Origin of the sequence: Ectopseudomonas chengduensis (assembly GCF_900102635.1) — a bacterium.
Classification (GTDB): domain Bacteria; phylum Pseudomonadota; class Gammaproteobacteria; order Pseudomonadales; family Pseudomonadaceae; genus Aquipseudomonas; species Aquipseudomonas chengduensis.
Map to the genome: position 1 here is coordinate 81,544 of NZ_FMZQ01000009.1, position 17,184 is coordinate 98,727.

Here is a 17,184-nt window from a genome sequence, read left to right on the forward strand (position 1 = left end):
ACGCACCGTAGCTGCGCTATTCAGGGCGTATTGGTCATATCAGGCCGCATTTGTTTCATCATAGGAAAAACCAATCGAAGATCGCTATTTTATGAAGTTTCAGAACATTGCATGATAGGCGGCTGCCATCATTGGCAGTATTGAGATAAGCAGTGAAACAGGAGAACAGCGTGCAGATTCAGGGCTATTTCGACTTGCGCTTCGAAGCGGTGAGGGACGCATTCGCCGCACTGTTCGATGATGCGCAGGAGCGGGGCGCGGCCCTGTGCGTGAAAGTCGGCGGGGAAACCGTGGTCGACCTGTGGGCCGGTGTGATGGACAAGGACGGCCAGCAGGCCTGGCACAGCGACACCATCGCCAATCTGTTCTCCTGCACCAAGCCCTTCGCTGCTGTCGTGGCCCTGCAACTGGTGGGCGAGGGCAAGCTCGACCTGGATGCGCCGGTGGCGCGCTACTGGCCGGAGTTCGCTGCAGCCGGCAAACAGCGCATCAGCGTGCGTCATCTGCTCTGTCATCAGGCCGGCTTGCCGGCGTTGCGTCAGGCGTTGCCCGCCGAGGCGCTGTACGACTGGCAGACCATGACCAGCTCGCTGGCAGCTGAAGAGCCCTGGTGGCCGCTGGGTGAGGGTCATGGCTATGCGCCCATTACCTATGGCTGGCTGATTGGCGAGCTGATTCGCCGTGTGGAAGGCCGTGGCCCGGGCGAGAGCATCGCCGCACGCATCGCCAAGCCACTGGAGCTGGATTTCCATGTCGGCCTGGCTGACAGCGAGTTCGATCGCGTCGCCCATATTGCGCGCGGCAAGGGCAACCTCGGCGACGCCGCCGCGCAGCGCCTGCTCAAGGTGATGATGAGTGACGCCAACGCCATGAGCACGCGCTCGTTCACCAACCCGCCGTCGATCATGACCAGCACCAACAAGCCCGAATGGCGGCGTATGCAGCAACCGGCAGCCAATGGTCATGGCAACGCGCGCAGCCTGGCGGGCTTTTATGCCGGTCTGCTCGACGGCAGCCTGCTCGATGCTGACCTGCTGGGCGAAATGACCCGCGAGCACAGCGTCGGTGACGACAAGACCCTGCTGACTCGCACGCGTTTCGGCCTGGGTTGCATGCTCGATCAGGCCGATGTGGCCAACGCCACCTATGGTATGGGGGCAAAAGCCTTCGGCCATCCCGGCGCTGGTGGCTCCAGTGGTTTTGCCGACCCTGAGCGAGACCTAGCATTCGGTTTCGTCACCAACAATCTAGGACCGTTCGTCTTGATGGACCCCCGCGCGCAGAAACTTGCGCGACAGATTGCGGACTGTATCTGATTGAAACGGCTAAACTTGCGCCAACCGTTCAGTACCAACCATAACGATCCGACCATTAGATTTGTGTGACCCCGGGGGCTACATGCGTGCCAACAAGATTTTTGCCTTTACCTGCTGCCTGCTGATTGCGGGCTGCGCCGGCTCGGAAAAGAAGGAAGTCGCCAAGCCGGCAGTGATGCCACCGCCTCAAGTTACCCGCGCCTGGCTCGACGAGTACGAGCCGAAACTGCGTGAAGCGGTCAAGGGCAGCCACTTCGAGTTCGAGCGCCGCGAAAATCTGCTGGTGGTCACCGCCCCGGTGCAGGGCTCGTTCAATCCGGATCGTCCGCACATGCTGCTACCGGTGAGCCTCGGCCCCATCACCCGTGTAGCCAAGTTGCTGGAAAGCGACGAAGACGTTGCCGTAGTCGTGCTCGGCCATGCCGACAGCAGCGGTGACGACGCCCAGAACCGCGACCTGAGCCAGCAGCGTGCGCGGGCCGTGACGTCCATCTTCCGCCTCAGCGGCCTCAAGCAGAACCGCCTGCAGGTCATGGGCCTGGGCTCCGATGCACCCCGTGCGGCCAACGACAGCGCGGCCGGTCGCGCACTCAACCGCCGCGTGGAGATTCTCCTGACTTCGCGTGACACCATGCAGGGCCTGATCGCCAAGTACAGCCAGCCGGCCAAGGCAGAGCTCAAGGATGCACCCAAGGTAGCTGCCGCAGATCAAGGAAAAGTGAGCAAGTCGGAGTAAGCTTGCGGGCATTTCCACCCTGCGCGGGCAAGCACTAGAAGCCAGACGGATTGGCTTCTGGCCTTGCCCTGAGGAATTGCCATGACCCAAACCCTGGCCGATATGCGCCGCGACTACACCCGCGACGGCCTGAGCGAAGCCCAGGCCCCGCTGGAACCCCTTGCCCTGTTTCGTCAGTGGTTCGATGACGCGGTCAAGACCGAGCAACTGCCGGTCGAACCCAACGCCATGACCCTGGCCACCGTCGACGAAGAGGGCCGCCCGCACTGCCGGGTACTGCTGCTCAAGGGCCTCGACGAGCGCGGCTTCACCTTCTTCAGCAACTACGACAGCGCCAAGGGCCGGCAACTGGCAGCACGCCCGTTCGCCGCCATGACCTTCTTCTGGCCCAGCCTGGAACGCCAGGTACGCATCGAAGGCCGTGTGGAGCGCGTGACCGCTGCCGAATCCGATGGCTATTACCAGGTGCGTCCCTTGGGCAGCCGTATCGGCGCCTGGGCCTCGCCACAGAGCAAGGTGATCCGCGACCGCGCCGAGCTGGAGAGCCTGCTGGCGGAAACCGAAAAGCGCTTCCAGGGCCAGACCCCGCACTGCCCACCGCACTGGGGCGGCTACCGCCTGCTACCGGAGCGCATCGAATTCTGGCAGGGCAGACCAAGCCGCCTGCATGACCGCCTCAACTACCGCTTCAAGGGTGACGCCTGGATTCGTGAGCGGTTGGCGCCCTAGGGGGCTTATGGTCGCAACATCCCGAGAGAAAGAGGGAAGCAACGAGCCTTGAGGGCTCGCTGTGGTTGAGCTGTGCTGCCGGCGGTTATAGCGTCGAGATGGTGCCGCCGTCGATACGGTGCTCGGAGCCGGAGACCGACGCGGCCCGCGGCGACGCGAGGAAGACGATCAGATCGGCCACCTCCTGAGGCGTGGCAGGCCTACCCAGCGGGAGGCCACCTATCGCCTCCATGACGATTCGTCTGCCGCCTTCGTAGTCGGTGCTCGCCTCTTCAGCCAAACGCTCGGCAAACCTTACGGACGCCTCGGTCTCTATCCATCCGGGCGCGACGCTCAGCACACGCACACCCTTGGGCGTCACTTCCCGTGCCAGGGACTTGCTGTAGGTGGTGAGCGCTGCCTTGGCGGCGGCGTAAGCGGTGGTGGACTCTGGCAGCGGCATCATGCGCTGGATCGAGCTCACATGGAGGATGACGCCCGAGCCCTGGGCCAGCATGGCCGGCAACAGGGCGCGGTCCAGGCGTACGGCCGGCATCAGGTTCAAGTTCAGCTCGGCCTGCCAGTGCTCATCACTGAGGGCGGCAAAGCCGCCGGGAGGCGAGCTCGAACCACCAACCGAGTTGATCACGATATCCACACCGCCCCAGCTATCCAGAACGGTCTGTGCGAGGTGCGCCACGCCTTGCGCCGTCGTCAGATCGGCACCGATGTAGGTGACGCCATCTACAGGTTGTACCGACACGTCGCGCGCCGATGTCGCCACTCGGGCGCCAGCCGCCACCAGGGTCTGCACCACTGCAGCGCCAAGGCCCATGGTGCCGCCGGTCACCACCGCACGCAGGCCATCGAGTCGAAGGTCGAAGTTCATGCTGTGATCTCCAACGATGCGATCAGGCCGCGTTCAAGATGGAAGCGGTACGAAAGAATGATCGGGCTGCCAGGGAAGTTGCCGGTGACCTTGGTGCTCACAAGCTGGAATTCGTCCTCTTGCTCGATGGCAAAGGGCACGCTGGTGGCGCTGTACTTGGCCGATGCCTCGGCCAGGAAGGCCTGGATGGCCTCGACGCCCGTGTAGGTATGACCGAAGTCGGTCATAACGGCTTGCGCCGTGAAGCAATGCGCCAACGCTTCGGGGTTGTGTTCTGCGGCAAAGTAAGCAGCGATAGGTTCGGGAAGGGTCAAGGTGGACATGCTGTCGGCTCCATAGGATCAGTGATAACCCTAGGATGAGTGCCGGACAGAGTTAAATGAATCACCTAGAATCAGCATTGGCTATGTAGGGAACGATGCATAATGCGCGGGTCAGAGTTTGCCGAGCTAAAGGCCTTCGTGGCTGTTGTCGAGCGTCAGAGCTTCGCCCGCGCGGCGGAGCATCTGGGCCTTTCTCCCTCGGCACTCAGCCAGACTATCCGGCAGCTCGAAGCGCGGCTTGGCGTACGCCTGCTCAATCGCACCACTCGCAGCGTCGCACCATCGGCCAATGGCGAGCTGCTCTACAAGCGTATCGCCCCCTTGTTTCAGGAAATGGCTGTTGCAGTCGCCGAAGCCAGCGAGGCGACAGGCCAGATAAGCGGCACGCTGCGCATCAACACGCCGGGGATCGCCGCCAGAACGCTCATCGCACCTCGGCTGGCACGATTCCACCAGGCCCACCCTGAGGTGCTGCTCGATATCGTGGTCGACGACGCCTTGGCCGATATCGTGCTCGGTCGTTTTGACGCGGGCATCCGTGTAGGTGGCCGGCTTGAGAAAGACATGGTGGCCGTTCGCCTCACCCCAGATCTGAACATGGTCGCCGTAGCGTCTCCGGATTATCTCGCACGTCGAGGCACGCCCCAGTCACCTGCCGAGTTGCAGGATCACGCCTGCATCAACTGGCGCTTGCAGATGGATGGCAGGCCCTATCGCTGGGAGTTCCAGGAGCGCGGGCAACTGCTGGAGATGACGGTAGATGGTCCCGTTGTTACCAATCATCCTGACATCGGCATCGCTGCAGCCCTGCAGGGGCTCGGCATTGCCTACCATTTCGAAAGAGAAAGCGTGGGCGAGCTCCTCGCTCAAGGGCGGCTGGTTCAGGTCCTCGCTGACTGGTCGATCTCGCGCCCAGGCTTGTTTCTTTATTACCCGAACAGGCAATACCGACCAGCCGCGTTAGGTGCGTTCATAGACTGTCTATTGGATAGAAACCTGTTTGATCGACCCTGCCCCGAAAAATATCGTCGATAAGGACGAAGCAAGGGCTAGTGGGACATATGACCTCAAGCACATGGAGCCAACGGCTGGCGCGACAGTAGTTTTGAGCGCCTGTTTTTACTGTCGAGATCATTCATGCGGCTGGGCCTGATTTCTGGTCATAGACTGTTTTTTTGGCCAGAAGCCGCCCTCCACAAGTCTCCCCTTATCGCCTGCCCACCACCTACCGCTGAGCACGCCATTCGCCAATAAGGCTGTACGAAACGAGCACATAAGATACCCTTGCGCCACGAACCAACCAGGACGCTGCGAACCGAACGATGGGTTTTGAACAATTAGCCGAGCTACGTGACCGCCTGCGCGCCGAGAAGCAGCAGGTACAGCAGGTAAAGACCGAAAGCGCGAAGCCGCAAAAACGCAAGCAGCCGCCCAAAGGCAAGCCGCGCGAGCAGGATCCTACCGTCGAGGCGATCTGGAGGTTGCAGAAGCACTTCCCCTTGGCCTTCCCGGTCAATCCGGCGCCCAAGGTGCCGTTGAAAGAGGGCATTCTCAAGGACGCCGAGCAGCATCTGCAGTTGCTCGGCATCACCGCTGAGCAGCTCAAGGCGGGTATTGCCGCCTGGTGCCGCGGCGGTCGCTACTGGGCTGCCATGACGGAAAATGCACCGCGTCTGGATCTGCAAGGCCAGCCCGTTGGCGTGGTGACTGCGGCGCAAGCGCTGCATGCCAAGCAGCAGGCCAGGCGGCACCGTGCTGAAGCTCGGCGCAATCAGGCCAAGGCTAAAGCTCCAGCGGACGACAAGGCCGCCGATAGCGCCGTAGCGCCTGCTGCGGAGTAAATGCTGGCTACCTGAAGGTTTCGTCGGCGCTGCGAGGGATACTTCGTGAGGCGCCGCTGACACGCCTACAATAGCGGCCTCATTCGCGAGGCCGTTTCTCATGCTCGAACTCGACTCCACCCTGGCGCAGCATATAGTCGACCGCGCCATGGCCATCCTGCCGCACAACATCAACGTGATGGATGCCCAGGGCATGATCATCGGCAGCGGCGACCCCAGCCGCCTGCACACCCGTCATGAAGGTGCACAGCTGGTGCTGGCCAACCGACGCGTGGTGGAGATCGATGCGCAGGCGGCGGCCTGCCTGCGGGGCGTCAAACCCGGTGTCAACCTGCCTTTGCTGCATGCCGAACGCCTGATTGGCGTGCTCGGTATCACCGGTGACCCCGAGATCGTGCGGCCATATGCCGAGCTGGTGCGTATGGCTGCGGAGATGCTGGTCGAGCATCGCGTGTTGCAGGCTGAGCGGCATTGGCAGCGGCATCAGCAGGAGGCCTGGTTGCGACAGCTGCTCGACCCCATGCTGCGCCTGTCCAGTCTCGAGGTCGATGCCGAACGCCTGGGCCTGCAAATGACTTGGCCGCGACAGATGTGCCTGCTGCAACTCGATGGAGAGGGCGATCCGCTGCCGCGTCAGGCTCGTCTGCTCGCCGCACTGGGGGGCAAGAGTGAACATCTGGTAGCGCCGCTCGGGCGTCATGAGCTGCTCTGGTGTCGGCCTTACAGCACCACGCGCGATGATCGCGCCTGGCTGCAGCAGGCTGACGAGCGCGAGTGGGGCGTGAGTTCGCTGGCGCTCAGCGATCCGCTGCATGATCTGACCGAGCTGCGCCAGGCCAGCCTGGTCCTGCGCGATCTTCAGGCCTACGGCCAGGCGCGCTTTCCTGGTCGTCGTCTGCTGCGTCTGGACGAATTGCGTCTGCCGACGCTGCTCTATGCCCAGCGCCACAGCTGGTTGCTGCAGGGCTGGCTGGCCCCGTTGCGTCAGGTGCTGACGCAGGACCCACAGGGCACGCTGAGGGCGACGCTGGAAGCCTGGTGCGCGCATGACGGTCAGGTGCAAACCTGTGCGCAGGAGTTGGGCATTCATCGCAATACGTTGCGCTATCGCCTGGAGCGCATCGCCGAACTCAGTGGCCTGGACCTCAATCGGCTGGATCAACGCCTGCAGCTATCCTTGGGGCTGGGCTTGCTGGAACCCGCCGCGAAGGATCTTTGAACGCTCGGTAATCCGCTCCCGCTGGTAAAGACGGGCAGATGGCTTTGTGCGATTGCACAGCCTCTTGCGCGTGGCTGCGGCTGTTTTAGTGCCAGCGCACAGGGCGAGGCTGGGGGTGGCTGAGCCACAATGTGGCGCCTCTCGGCATTCCCATCCGGGCCCTGCGCCCGCCATAACAACAATGAGGAGACTGGTCATGGGCCTGGTCCTGATTCTGGTGGCACTGATCGCGTTCATCGTGCTGTCCACTACCCGTTTGAAATTGCACCCTTTCCTGGCGTTGTTGGCCGCTGCACTGATCGCCGGCTTCGCCTACCAGCTGCCCGGCGGCGAAATCATCAAGACCATGACGGCCGGCTTTGGCGGCATTCTCGGTTATATCGGTATCGTCATCGTTCTCGGCACCATCATCGGCGTGATCCTCGAGCGTAGCGGTGCCGCCATCACCATGGCCGAGACGGTGATTCGTCTGCTGGGTCAGCGTTTCCCCACCCTGACCATGTCGATCATCGGCTATCTGGTATCGATTCCGGTGTTCTGCGACTCCGGTTACGTCATTCTCAACTCGCTGAAGAATGCCCTGGCCGCGCGCATGAAGGTGTCCGTGGTGGCCATGAGCGTGGCTCTGGCGACCGGCCTGTACGCCACTCACACCTTCGTGCCGCCAACCCCCGGTCCGATCGCTGCGGCCGGCAACCTGGGCCTGGAAACGTCCCTGGGCCTGGTTATTCTGGTCGGTCTGCTGGTCGCAGCGGTCACCGCCGTTGCCGGTATGCTGTGGGCCAACCGGTTCCTCAAGCAGAACGACCACGAATTGCTGGAAGAGGCGCCGAGCGAACTGCTCGCCGATAGCGTCGATTTCGATGCACTGCGTGCCCGCTATGGCAAGCTGCCCAGCGCCTGGCAGGCGTTCGCGCCAATCTTCGTGCCCATCATCCTGATCTGCCTGGGCTCGGTCGCTGCTTTCCCGAGCAAGCCCTTCGGTACTGGCGCTTTCTTCGACGTGCTCAGCTTCCTCGGTCAGCCGGTTGCCGCGCTGCTGGTAGGCCTGGTGCTGGCTTGCTCGCTGCTTAAGGGCGAAGGCAAGCGTCAGCAGTTCCATGATCATGTGGCTCACGGCCTGAAAGAGGCGGCGCCGATTCTGTTGATCACCGGTGCCGGTGGCGCCTTCGGTGCCATTCTCAAGGCTACCGCGCTGACCGGTTATCTGGGCGACACCCTGTCGGCGCTGGGTATCGGCCTGTTCATGCCGTTCCTGGTGGCTGCTGCGCTGAAGAGTGCTCAGGGTTCTTCTACTGTTGCCCTGGTTACCACCTCGGCGATGGTTGCGCCGCTGCTGGGCAATCTGGGGCTCGACAGCGAGATGGGCCGCGTGTTGACCGTGATGGCCATTGGTGCGGGTGCGATGACCGTTTCTCACGCCAACGACAGCTTCTTCTGGGTCGTGACCCAGTTCAGCCGCATGAAAGTGGCGACCGCTTACCGTGCCCAGACCATGGCGACCCTGATCCAGGGTATTGCCGGTATGGCCGCTGTCTGGCTGCTGAGCCTGGTTTTGCTGTAATCCTGCTTTACCGGCAGGCGGCTATGGTCGCCTGCCTCCTTTCGAGGTACCTACCATGAAAATCGTCATTGCTCCTGATTCCTTCAAGGAGAGCCTCAGCGCACCCGACGTGGCCGCTGCCATCGCCCGCGGTTGGCAGCAGGTGTTTCCCGAGGCCGAGTGTTTGCTGCGGCCAATGGCCGATGGCGGCGAGGGTACGGTCGATGCTTTGCTGGCCGCCGTGGGTGGCGAGCGCCGTGAGCGTGAGGTGCGTGGCCCCATGGGTGAGCCGGTCAAGGCGCATTGGGGCTGGCTGGGGCAGGGTACGGCGGTCATCGAGATGGCGGCTGCCAGCGGCCTGCACTGGGTGCCGCGTGAACAGCGCGATGCTCGTCTGGCCAGCAGCTTCGGCACTGGCGAGCTGATCCGTGAGGCGCTGGATGCCGGTGCTACGCGAATCATCCTGGGGCTGGGCGGCAGTGCTACCAATGACGCCGGTGTTGGCCTGTTACAGGCGCTGGGGATGCGTTTTCTCGATGCCCAGGGGCGGGAGCTGGCGCCGGGCGGTGCGGCTTTGGCCGGTCTCGACCAGCTTGATCTGAGCGGGCTCGACGCACGTTTGCTCAAGGTGCAGATCGAGGTCGCCGCCGATGTCGACAATCCCTTGTGCGGGCCACGCGGCGCATCTGCGGTGTTCGGTCCGCAGAAGGGCGCGACGCCTGAGCATGTCGCGGAGCTGGATACGGCACTCGGCCGCTTTGCCCGTATCGCAGCGGCGACGCTGGGCGAGGATCATGCCGAGTTTCCCGGTGTGGGCGCGGCGGGTGGTCTCGGTTTCGCTGCTCGTGCCTTCCTCAAAGCCAGTTTCCGCCCCGGTATCGCGCTGGTGGCCGAATTGTCCGGTCTCGCCGCGGCGGTGGAGAACGCGGATCTGGTGATTACCGGGGAAGGGCGCATGGATGCCCAGACCCTGCACGGCAAGACACCGGTCGGCGTAGCGCGCGTGGCGCGTGCGGCCGGGGTGCCGGTCATCGCCTTGTCCGGTAGCCTGGGCGACAACTATCAAGCGCTGTACGAGGCGGGTATCGAAGCTGCATTCAGCCTGGCGCCGGGCCCGTTGTCCCTGGAGCAGGCGATGGCCGGTGCGGCGGCTGAGTTGCAGGCGCGTACCGCGGATATCGCCCGGCTCTGGCGCCTTGCTCGCTCCTGATAGAGCGAACCTGGCTGAACTTGGTCTGTCTGAAATTACTATTGTTCAGGCTCCGCCGTGACAGTTACGCTCGCCCGGCGTCTAATGGATTGAGATACCTCTGGAGGAATTGCTATGCGTAAACCCACTCTGCTCATTACCTCGCTGGCCGCGATGCTGGCCCTCGGGGGCTGTCAGTCCAGCCTGACCGGCGATACCTACAGCCGCGATGAGGCCCGAGCGGTGCAAACAGTACGCATGGGCACCATCGAATCGCTGCGTCCGGTGAAGATCGAAGGGACCAAGACACCAATCGGTGCGGGTGCCGGTGCTGTGGTTGGTGGCATCGGTGGCAGTGGCCTCGGTGGTGGGCGCGGCAGTGCGGTCCTGGCTGTGGTCGGTGCCGTTGCCGGTGGTCTGTTGGGCGCCGCTGCTGAAGAAGGCCTGACCCGGACTCAGGGTGTTGAGATCACCGTGCGTGAGGACGACGGCACCATGCGCGCCTACGTCCAGGAAGTCGAGCCGAACCAGGTGTTCCGCGTCGGCGAGCGCGTGCGCATCATGACGGTCAACGGTACCAGTCGCGTTACCCACTGATCGTTACAAACCAGCCGGAGCAGCTTTGGTTGCTCCGGCTTTTTGTTGCCTGTCATCCCGGGCGACAACTTGTCGGGCTTGCGCAAAAGAAGCGCTCCCGGCAATTTTCTGTGGCCTCGCTATAGTGGTGGTCGGCTGTCAGCAGCACCTCCAGCCGCCTGCATGTTACCAAGTGTGTTTAACGATAATTCAATGCATGACGTTGTCTTGATAGTTATGGATAATCGGCCGTTATGCTTGTGCCGACAACAACTTAGCTGAACCGTTGCGGTGCATGAACTATCACCGTCAGGGAGTTGCGACTCCAATTCTCGTCGTTGGGTCAGTTGACCTGACGTGCCTGCTTAAGGGGTTTTTCCGATGGCGCTTGCGCTGATTGTCGCCTTGCCATTTCTTGGGTTGTTTCTGCCGGTGCTCGCCGATCGGCTTGGACGCTCGGCCTGTGCCGCGGCTGCGGCTATAGCGCCCATCGTGGCGCTGGTGCTGCTGTTCAGCTACCAGCCTGCGGTGTTCGCAGGCGAGGTGCTGCGGGTCAAACTGGAGTGGTTGCCGCACCTGGGGCTGAATCTCAGTCTGCGCCTCGATGGTCTGGGCTTTCTGTTTGCCCTGCTGATTCTCGGCATCGGCCTGCTGGTCATCCTCTACGCGCGCTATTACCTGGCCAAGACCGAGCCCATGGGGCGTTTCTTTGCCTTCCTGCTGCTGTTCATGGGCGCCATGCTCGGTGTGGTGCTGTCGGAAAACCTGCTGCTGATGCTGATGTTCTGGGAGCTGACCAGCCTGTCGTCGTTCCTGCTGATCGGCTTCTGGGGTTCGCGCTCCGATGCCCGCAAGGGCGCGCGCATGGCGCTGGCAATCACCGGTGGCGGTGGTCTGGCGTTGCTCGCCGGTATCCTGCTGATCGGCCACATCGCCGGTAGCTTCGAACTGTCTCAAGTGCTGGCCGCCGGCTACGCGATTCGCGCGCACGAGCTGTATCCGCTGGCGCTGGTGCTGGTGCTGCTGGGCGTGTTCACCAAATCGGCGCAATTCCCTTTCCATTTCTGGCTGCCGCACGCGATGGCGGCGCCGACACCGGTATCGGCGTATCTGCACTCGGCGACCATGGTCAAGGCCGGGGTCTTCCTGCTGGCGCGTCTGTACCCAGCGCTGGCCGGTTCCGAGTGGTGGTTCTACATCGTCAGCCTGACCGGCCTGGCCACCTTGCTGGTGGGCGCGGGCATGGCGCTATTCCAGCATGACCTGAAGGGCCTGCTGGCGTATTCGACCATCAGCCACCTGGGCCTGATCACCCTGCTGTTCGGCCTGGATACCCAGCTAGCGGCTGTGGCGGCGGTGTTCCACATCATCAACCACGCGACCTTCAAGGCTTCGCTGTTCATGGCTGCCGGCATCATCGACCACGAAACCGGTAGCCGCGACATGCGGCGAATAAACGGCTTGTGGAAGTACATGCCGCATACGGCGGTGCTGGCGATGGTGGCGGCTTCGGCCATGGCTGGCGTGCCGCTGCTCAATGGCTTTTTGAGCAAGGAGATGTTCTTCACCGAAACCTTGCACCAGCACCTGCTGGGCGGTTTCAACTGGGTGATTCCGGCTGCCGCGACCCTGGCCGGGGTGTTCTCGGTGGCCTATTCGCTGCGTTTCATTCACGACGTGTTCTTCAATGGCGAGCCGATCGACCTGCCCAAATATCCGCCGCACGAGCCGCCGCGCTACATGAAGGTGCCGGTCGAGGTGCTGGTGTTCCTCTGCCTGCTGGTCGGCATCGTGCCAGCCTACACTGTAGCGCCGTTGTTGGCCGCCGCCGCCGCTTCGACCTTGGGTGGCGAGCTGCCTGAGTACAGCCTGGCCATCTGGCACGGTTTCAACCTGCCGCTCCTGATGAGTTTCGTTGCGCTGTTCGGCGGGATCATCGTCTATGCCTGTCGCAAGCCGCTGTTCCGCTGGTATGAAGGTTTGCCCAACCTGGATGCCAAGGATGCCTTCGACCAGGTGGTGCGTTACTCGACGCGCTTGGCCGTGCGCATTACCGCGCTGCTGGAAAGTGGCTCGCAGCAGCGTTACCTGGCCTGGATGCTGGGCAGTGCACTGACCCTGGTGATCATTGCGCTGTCGCCGCTGGAGCAGTTGACTGGTAGCGTGGCGATGACACCGATCGATCCGCTGACAACCATCGGTATGTTGATTCTGATGCTGACTGCGGTGCTCACCGTGGTTTTCCACCGCCGCCGCCTGGTGGCGCTGATGATCCTCAGCGCCGCTGGTCTGATGGTGGCGCTGGCCTTCGCCCGCTTCTCCGCCCCGGATCTGGCGCTGACCCAGTTGTCGGTCGAGGTGGTGACCATCATCCTGCTGATGCTCACCCTGTACTTCATGACTGATCGCACCCCGGCGGAGTCGAGCAGCCTGCGCGGCCTGCGTGATCTGGTCCTGGCGCTGGGCAGCGGCACCATGGTGGCGATGCTGACCTACGCCGTGCTGACCCGTCCTTACCAGAGCATTTCCTCGTTCTTTCTTGAGAACAGCGTCTCCGGTGGCGGCGGTACCAACGTGGTCAACGTGATCCTGGTGGACTTCCGCGGCTTCGATACCCTGGGCGAGATCACCGTGCTGGCGATTGCTGCCATCGGTATCTACGCGCTGCTGCATGGCCTGCACCTGCCGCATCCGACCCACGACAAGAATGGTCGTCCATGGTCGACCGATGCGCATCCGATGATCCTCGACAACCTGGCGCGGGCCATGCTGCCGATGGCGCTGCTGATTTCGGCGTTCATCTTCCTGCGCGGGCACAACCTGCCGGGCGGCGGCTTCATCGCCGGCCTGATCACCTCGGTGGCGTTGATTCTGCAGTACATCTCCCATGGTGTGACCTGGACCCAGGAACGCCTGAAATTCAGCTATCACGCCACCGCCGGTTGGGGCGTGCTGATAGCCGGACTGACGGGTCTGGGCAGCTGGCTCTTCGGCTCGCCGTTCCTGACTTCGGCGTTCGGCCATTTCCATATTCCGCTGATCGGCGAAATTGAACTGGCTACCGCGATCCTCTTCGATCTTGGGGTATATCTGGCCGTTGTCGGTGCCACCCTGCTGATTCTTTCCAATATCGGCCATGTCAGTCAGGACGAGTCGTGCAAGGAGGTCATCTGATATGGAGGCAGTATTCGCAATCACCCTCGGGGTGCTGACTGCCAGCGGCGTGTACCTACTGCTAAGGGCGCGCATTTTCCCGGTAGTGATGGGGCTGACCCTGATCTCTTATGCAGTGAATCTGTTCATCTTCTCCACCGGCCGTCTCGGCACGGGTGTGCCGGCGGTGATCGGCAAGAGCGCCGAGTACGGTGACCCACTGCCGCAGGCGCTGGTGCTCACCGCCATCGTCATTGGCTTCGCCATGACCGCGTTCGTCGTGGTGTTGGCCCTGCGTGGCATGGGCGAACTGAAAACCGATCACGTCGATGGCGAGGAGCCGCGCGCATGAGTCACGCCATCATCCTCCCCATTCTGTTGCCGCTGTTCATCGGCGCGTTGTTGCTGGTCGGTCACGGCTGGTCGCGTGACGTGAAGCGGGGCATTTCCCTGGTCGGCTGCCTGGCGCTGCTGCCGGTGTGCCTGTATCTGGTGCTGTTGGCCGGTGAGGGGCAGTTGCAGGTCTATGCGCTGGGTAACTGGGTTGCGCCGTTCGGCATCATGCTGCTGCTCGACCGCTTCAACGCTGCGCTGCTGTTGCTCACCGCGCTGCTCGCCTGCTTCGCCCTGATCTACGCCTGCCGTGGCGACGATGAGCGTGGGCCGAACTTCCATGCGCTGTTCCAGTTTCAGTTGCTCGGCATCAACGGTGCATTCCTCACCGCCGACCTGTTCAACCTGTTCGTGTTCTTCGAGATCCTGCTGATCTCGTCGTATGCATTGCTGCTGCATGGCAACCGTGCCAATCAGGTCAAGGCCGGCGTGCACTACGTGGTGCTCAACCTGCTGGGCTCGTCGTTCTTCCTGATCGGCATCAGCCTGCTGTATGGACTGACCGGCACCCTGAACATGCCGGATCTGGCTGCGCGGGTGGCCAGCGCCGACGTTGCCGACGCGCCGCTGATCAAGGCGGCTGCCTACCTGCTGCTGATCGTTTTCGGTCTCAAGGCCGCCGTGCTGCCGCTGTGCTTCTGGCTGCCGCGCGCCTATGCCGCAGCGCCCGCTTCGGTGGCGGCGTTGTTCGCAATCATGACCAAGGTGGGCTTCTACGCCGTCGTTCGCGTGTTCACTCTGGTGTTCGGCGAAGAGGCCGGGCCGCTGGCCAATCTTGGCCATGAACTGCTCTGGTGGCTGGCCCTGCCGACCATTGCCTTCGGTGTGATTGGCGCTCTGGGAGCGCGACAGTTGCAGGCGTTGCTGGCCTATCTGGTGGTGGTCTCGGTGGGCACCCTGATGGCCGGTTTCGCTATGGGCAGCCCGGCGGCGCTGAGCGCGGCGCTCTACTACATGCTGCACAGCACGCTGATCAGTGCGGCGTTGTTCCTGCTGGCAGGCCTGGTGGTTGCCCAGCGTGACAGTGCCGGCGGCGACCTGCAGCAGGAGCGCGTGCTGCGCCAGCCGCTGGTGCTGGGCTGCATGTTCTTCTTCGCGTCGATTTCCGTGGCCGGGTTGCCGCCGTTCTCCGGGTTCCTCGGCAAGATGCTGCTACTGCGCGCCGCGGAGCCTGGCTGGCAAGCCTGGAGCCTGTGGCCGGTGGTGCTGATTGGCGGGCTGCTGACGCTGGTGGCGCTGAGCCGCGCTGGTACCAGTCTGTTCTGGTTGGGCCAGCAAACGGATGGCCAGCCCTCGACAGCCCAACCGGCTGACCGGGTGAGCCTCCTGGCAGCGCTTGGCCTGTTGCTGGCCAGCCCGCTGCTGATGATCGCCGCTGCTCCGATAATGGCGTATCTGGAGGCGGCTGCGGCGCAGTTGCTCGATCTGCAACCCTATCTGTCGATCATCGCCGGAGGTGCGGCATGAGGCGTTTCTTCCCCCATCCGCGGATGATGTTGCTATTGACGGTGCTCTGGCTGCTATTGGTCAACACCCTCAACCTGGGGCATATCCTGCTCGGGCTGTTTCTGGGCTGGTCGATCGTGCACCTGTGCGGCGATTTCCTGCTGACCGTGCCGAAAGTACGCAAGCCCCTGGGGTTGCTGCTGTTTATCGGCAAGGTGTTCTACGACATCGTGGTTGCCAATCTACAGGTGGTGAAACTGGTATTGGGGCCGAAATCGCGCCTCGAGCCGGCATTCGTCGAGGTACCGGTCGAGATCGAGGATGAGTTCGTGCTGTCGGCCCTGGCCTGCATCATTTCGCTGACCCCCGGCACGGTTTCTGCCGGCCTCAGCTCCGACCACAAGACACTGCTGCTGCACGGGCTCAACGTGCCGGATCGCGACGAGCTGATCGCCGAGGTCAAGAGTCGCTACGAAAAGCCGCTGCTGGAGATTTTCGAATGCTCGAGAACGTAGTCTTTCTGTGCATGGGCATCCTCACGCTGGCCATGCTGCTCAATGTCGCGCGTCTGGTCGAAGGGCCGAGCCTGGTGGATCGCGTACTGGCCCTGGATACCCTGTACATCAACGCGTTGGCGCTGATCGTGCTGTTCGGCATCTGGCTGGCATCGGATCTGTTCTTCGAGGCCGCGCTGCTGATCGCGGTGATGGGCTTCGTCGGCACGGTCGCAGTGGGTAAACACCTGCTGCACGGCGACATCATCGATTAAGAGGGAATGACCATGCCATTCTGGCTGGAACTGTTGATTTGCGCCTGCCTGATCCTGGGCAGCCTGTTCGCCCTGGTGGGTGCCATCGGGCTGTATCGGCTGCCGGATTTCTTCACGCGCCTGCACGGGCCGACCAAGGCCACGACGTTGGGCGTCGGCGCTACGCTGATCGCGTCGATGCTGTTCTTCGCGCACCACACCGGCAACCTCAGCCTGCACGAACTGCTGATTACCCTGTTTCTGTTCCTCACTGCACCGGTCAGTGCACATATCCTGTCCAAGGCCGCGATGCAGCAGAAGGTCGAGTTGACCGAGCGCACCCGTGGCCAGCCCTGGGACGACGATCACTGATCCACTGTCAGGCATTTCTCGCGCCTGGCTGTAGCTGTCGCCAGGTAATTGCCCGCTCTAGACTGCGCTCTTGAATCAGACGGCGTACTGCGTCAGGGGAGTCAGGAGATGAGCGAGCTGGTCATTCGTCAGGCCTGTGTCGAGGATATCGAGGCGCTCTGCGCGCTGATTTTCGAGCATGGGCCCAACCCCTGGAATCATCTGCCCGAAGCCGAGGTTCGTCAGCACCTGCAGGGTATTGCGGCAAATACGACCTTGGCCGTGCTGGCCGAGGAGCAGGGGCAACTGCTGGGGTTCGTCAGTTATCGCCTGACCCAGGATTTCGTCGCTCATCAACCTGCCGCGCGTGCCGGGCAGGTGCATGGCTATATCTGCGAAGCGGTGGTGCATCGCGATTGCGTCGGACGAGGATTGGGCGCGCGTCTTCTGCGCGAGGCCGTCACCGAGCTGTGGCGGCTGGACGTCAGCGATATCTATATCGATCGTCACGAAGAGAACGCGGCATCGGCGGGGATGATGCGCAAGGCCGGTTTCAGTGAGCTGCTGACCTATGCCGACCCGGCGCGTCGACCGAATGGTTCGCGGCGTTCGACCCTTTGTTGCCAGCGCCGCGAGGATCTTTGATGCTTCTGCGGCTGGGCGCTATCACGACTGACGGATATCCGTAGGGTGGGTTAGGCGCCTGTCACCTATCCTGATGAGCCTAAAAAATTCGTTGCGCCGTAACCCACC

18 protein-coding genes are annotated in these 17,184 nt (G+C 62.7%); 16 read left to right on the forward strand and 2 right to left on the reverse strand.

Annotation, left to right across the window (positions count from 1 at the left end; translation table 11 throughout):
- Positions 1-170: 170 nt before the first annotated feature.
- The 3 genes from BLS08_RS15230 to pdxH all read left to right on the forward strand — a co-directional run bounded on the left by BLS08_RS15230 (position 171) and on the right by pdxH (position 2,781).
- Entirely contained in the window at positions 171-1,316 is a 1,146-nt protein-coding gene (locus tag BLS08_RS15230; RefSeq protein WP_026088652.1) for an EstA family serine hydrolase, read from the forward strand.
- A gap of 82 nt (positions 1,317-1,398) precedes the next feature.
- The gene (locus tag BLS08_RS15235; RefSeq protein WP_004423819.1) at positions 1,399-2,052 is read left to right on the forward strand and encodes an OmpA family protein; all 654 of its coding nucleotides are present in this window, start codon (positions 1,399-1,401) and stop codon (positions 2,050-2,052) included.
- Between the two features lie 81 nt (positions 2,053-2,133).
- Positions 2,134-2,781, forward strand: coding sequence for a pyridoxamine 5'-phosphate oxidase (pdxH, locus tag BLS08_RS15240; protein ID WP_017677804.1), 648 nt, complete (start codon positions 2,134-2,136; stop codon positions 2,779-2,781).
- Between the two features lie 85 nt (positions 2,782-2,866).
- Here pdxH and BLS08_RS15245 read toward each other — a convergent pair whose 3' ends face one another.
- Positions 2,867-3,649 (reverse strand): SDR family oxidoreductase, encoded by a 783-nt coding sequence (locus BLS08_RS15245; RefSeq protein ID WP_017677803.1) that lies wholly within the window; start codon positions 3,647-3,649, stop codon positions 2,867-2,869.
- Positions 3,646-3,972 (reverse strand): nuclear transport factor 2 family protein, encoded by a 327-nt coding sequence (locus tag BLS08_RS15250; RefSeq protein ID WP_017677802.1) that lies wholly within the window; start codon positions 3,970-3,972, stop codon positions 3,646-3,648. The genes BLS08_RS15245 and BLS08_RS15250 overlap by 4 nt, the downstream gene beginning before the upstream one ends.
- 102 nt (positions 3,973-4,074) lie before the next feature.
- On the opposite strand from BLS08_RS15250, the gene BLS08_RS15255 reads away from it, so the two are divergent.
- The 13 genes from BLS08_RS15255 to BLS08_RS15315 all read left to right on the forward strand — a co-directional run bounded on the left by BLS08_RS15255 (position 4,075) and on the right by BLS08_RS15315 (position 17,076).
- Entirely contained in the window at positions 4,075-5,007 is a 933-nt protein-coding gene (locus tag BLS08_RS15255; RefSeq protein ID WP_017677801.1) for a LysR family transcriptional regulator, read from the forward strand.
- Positions 5,008-5,294: 287 nt separating this feature from the next.
- Entirely contained in the window at positions 5,295-5,813 is a 519-nt protein-coding gene (locus BLS08_RS15260) for a ProQ/FinO family protein (protein ID WP_017677800.1), read from the forward strand.
- Between the two features lie 100 nt (positions 5,814-5,913).
- Complete coding sequence (locus BLS08_RS15265; protein WP_017677799.1) at positions 5,914-7,032, forward strand: sugar diacid recognition domain-containing protein; 1,119 nt, start codon at positions 5,914-5,916, stop codon at positions 7,030-7,032.
- Between the two features lie 196 nt (positions 7,033-7,228).
- Positions 7,229-8,596, forward strand: a complete 1,368-nt coding sequence (locus BLS08_RS15270; RefSeq protein WP_017677798.1) for a GntP family permease — start codon at positions 7,229-7,231, stop codon at positions 8,594-8,596.
- Positions 8,597-8,651: 55 nt separating this feature from the next.
- Entirely contained in the window at positions 8,652-9,785 is a 1,134-nt protein-coding gene (locus tag BLS08_RS15275; RefSeq protein ID WP_017677797.1) for a glycerate kinase, read from the forward strand.
- Between the two features lie 114 nt (positions 9,786-9,899).
- Entirely contained in the window at positions 9,900-10,361 is a 462-nt protein-coding gene (locus tag BLS08_RS15280) for an outer membrane lipoprotein (RefSeq protein WP_017677796.1), read from the forward strand.
- Positions 10,362-10,721: 360 nt separating this feature from the next.
- Positions 10,722-13,514: a monovalent cation/H+ antiporter subunit A gene (locus BLS08_RS15285; RefSeq protein WP_017677795.1), complete on the forward strand. Its 2,793-nt coding sequence runs from the start codon at positions 10,722-10,724 to the stop codon at positions 13,512-13,514.
- 1 nt (position 13,515) lies between these two features.
- On the forward strand, positions 13,516-13,845 hold the full coding sequence (locus BLS08_RS15290) for a Na+/H+ antiporter subunit C (RefSeq protein ID WP_017677794.1): 330 nt from the start codon (positions 13,516-13,518) through the stop codon (positions 13,843-13,845).
- Positions 13,842-15,353, forward strand: coding sequence for a monovalent cation/H+ antiporter subunit D (locus BLS08_RS15295; protein WP_017677793.1), 1,512 nt, complete (start codon positions 13,842-13,844; stop codon positions 15,351-15,353). The genes BLS08_RS15290 and BLS08_RS15295 overlap by 4 nt, the downstream gene beginning before the upstream one ends.
- Positions 15,350-15,847 carry a Na+/H+ antiporter subunit E gene (locus BLS08_RS15300; protein ID WP_021488452.1) on the forward strand — a complete coding sequence of 166 codons (498 nt, stop codon included), beginning with the start codon at positions 15,350-15,352 and terminating at the stop codon, positions 15,845-15,847. The genes BLS08_RS15295 and BLS08_RS15300 overlap by 4 nt, the downstream gene beginning before the upstream one ends.
- Positions 15,832-16,101, forward strand: coding sequence for a K+/H+ antiporter subunit F (locus tag BLS08_RS15305; protein ID WP_017677791.1), 270 nt, complete (start codon positions 15,832-15,834; stop codon positions 16,099-16,101). Before BLS08_RS15300 ends, BLS08_RS15305 begins: the two co-directional genes overlap by 16 nt.
- A gap of 12 nt (positions 16,102-16,113) precedes the next feature.
- Entirely contained in the window at positions 16,114-16,452 is a 339-nt protein-coding gene (locus BLS08_RS15310) for a Na+/H+ antiporter subunit G (protein WP_026088651.1), read from the forward strand.
- A gap of 108 nt (positions 16,453-16,560) precedes the next feature.
- Positions 16,561-17,076 (forward strand): GNAT family N-acetyltransferase, encoded by a 516-nt coding sequence (locus BLS08_RS15315; protein WP_017677789.1) that lies wholly within the window; start codon positions 16,561-16,563, stop codon positions 17,074-17,076.
- Positions 17,077-17,184: the final 108 nt, after the last annotated feature.

Bases quoted from the DNA above. Each gene is read 5' to 3' on its own strand.
- BLS08_RS15305 (WP_017677791.1), top strand. From the start codon at position 15,832: ATGCTCGAGAACGTAGTCTTTCTGTGCATGGGCATCCTCACGCTGGCC.
- BLS08_RS15250 (WP_017677802.1), bottom strand. From the start codon at position 3,972: ATGTCCACCTTGACCCTTCCCGAACCTATCGCTGCTTACTTTGCCGCA.
- BLS08_RS15285 (WP_017677795.1), top strand. From the start codon at position 10,722: ATGGCGCTTGCGCTGATTGTCGCCTTGCCATTTCTTGGGTTGTTTCTG.
- BLS08_RS15310 (WP_026088651.1), top strand. From the start codon at position 16,114: ATGCCATTCTGGCTGGAACTGTTGATTTGCGCCTGCCTGATCCTGGGC.
- BLS08_RS15270 (WP_017677798.1), top strand. From the start codon at position 7,229: ATGGGCCTGGTCCTGATTCTGGTGGCACTGATCGCGTTCATCGTGCTG.
- BLS08_RS15300 (WP_021488452.1), top strand. From the start codon at position 15,350: ATGAGGCGTTTCTTCCCCCATCCGCGGATGATGTTGCTATTGACGGTG.
- BLS08_RS15315 (WP_017677789.1), top strand. From the start codon at position 16,561: ATGAGCGAGCTGGTCATTCGTCAGGCCTGTGTCGAGGATATCGAGGCG.
- BLS08_RS15260 (WP_017677800.1), top strand. From the start codon at position 5,295: ATGGGTTTTGAACAATTAGCCGAGCTACGTGACCGCCTGCGCGCCGAG.
- pdxH (WP_017677804.1), top strand. From the start codon at position 2,134: ATGACCCAAACCCTGGCCGATATGCGCCGCGACTACACCCGCGACGGC.
- BLS08_RS15275 (WP_017677797.1), top strand. From the start codon at position 8,652: ATGAAAATCGTCATTGCTCCTGATTCCTTCAAGGAGAGCCTCAGCGCA.
- BLS08_RS15280 (WP_017677796.1), top strand. From the start codon at position 9,900: ATGCGTAAACCCACTCTGCTCATTACCTCGCTGGCCGCGATGCTGGCC.
- BLS08_RS15235 (WP_004423819.1), top strand. From the start codon at position 1,399: ATGCGTGCCAACAAGATTTTTGCCTTTACCTGCTGCCTGCTGATTGCG.
- BLS08_RS15255 (WP_017677801.1), top strand. From the start codon at position 4,075: ATGCGCGGGTCAGAGTTTGCCGAGCTAAAGGCCTTCGTGGCTGTTGTC.
- BLS08_RS15290 (WP_017677794.1), top strand. From the start codon at position 13,516: ATGGAGGCAGTATTCGCAATCACCCTCGGGGTGCTGACTGCCAGCGGC.
- BLS08_RS15265 (WP_017677799.1), top strand. From the start codon at position 5,914: ATGCTCGAACTCGACTCCACCCTGGCGCAGCATATAGTCGACCGCGCC.
- BLS08_RS15295 (WP_017677793.1), top strand. From the start codon at position 13,842: ATGAGTCACGCCATCATCCTCCCCATTCTGTTGCCGCTGTTCATCGGC.
- BLS08_RS15245 (WP_017677803.1), bottom strand. From the start codon at position 3,649: ATGAACTTCGACCTTCGACTCGATGGCCTGCGTGCGGTGGTGACCGGC.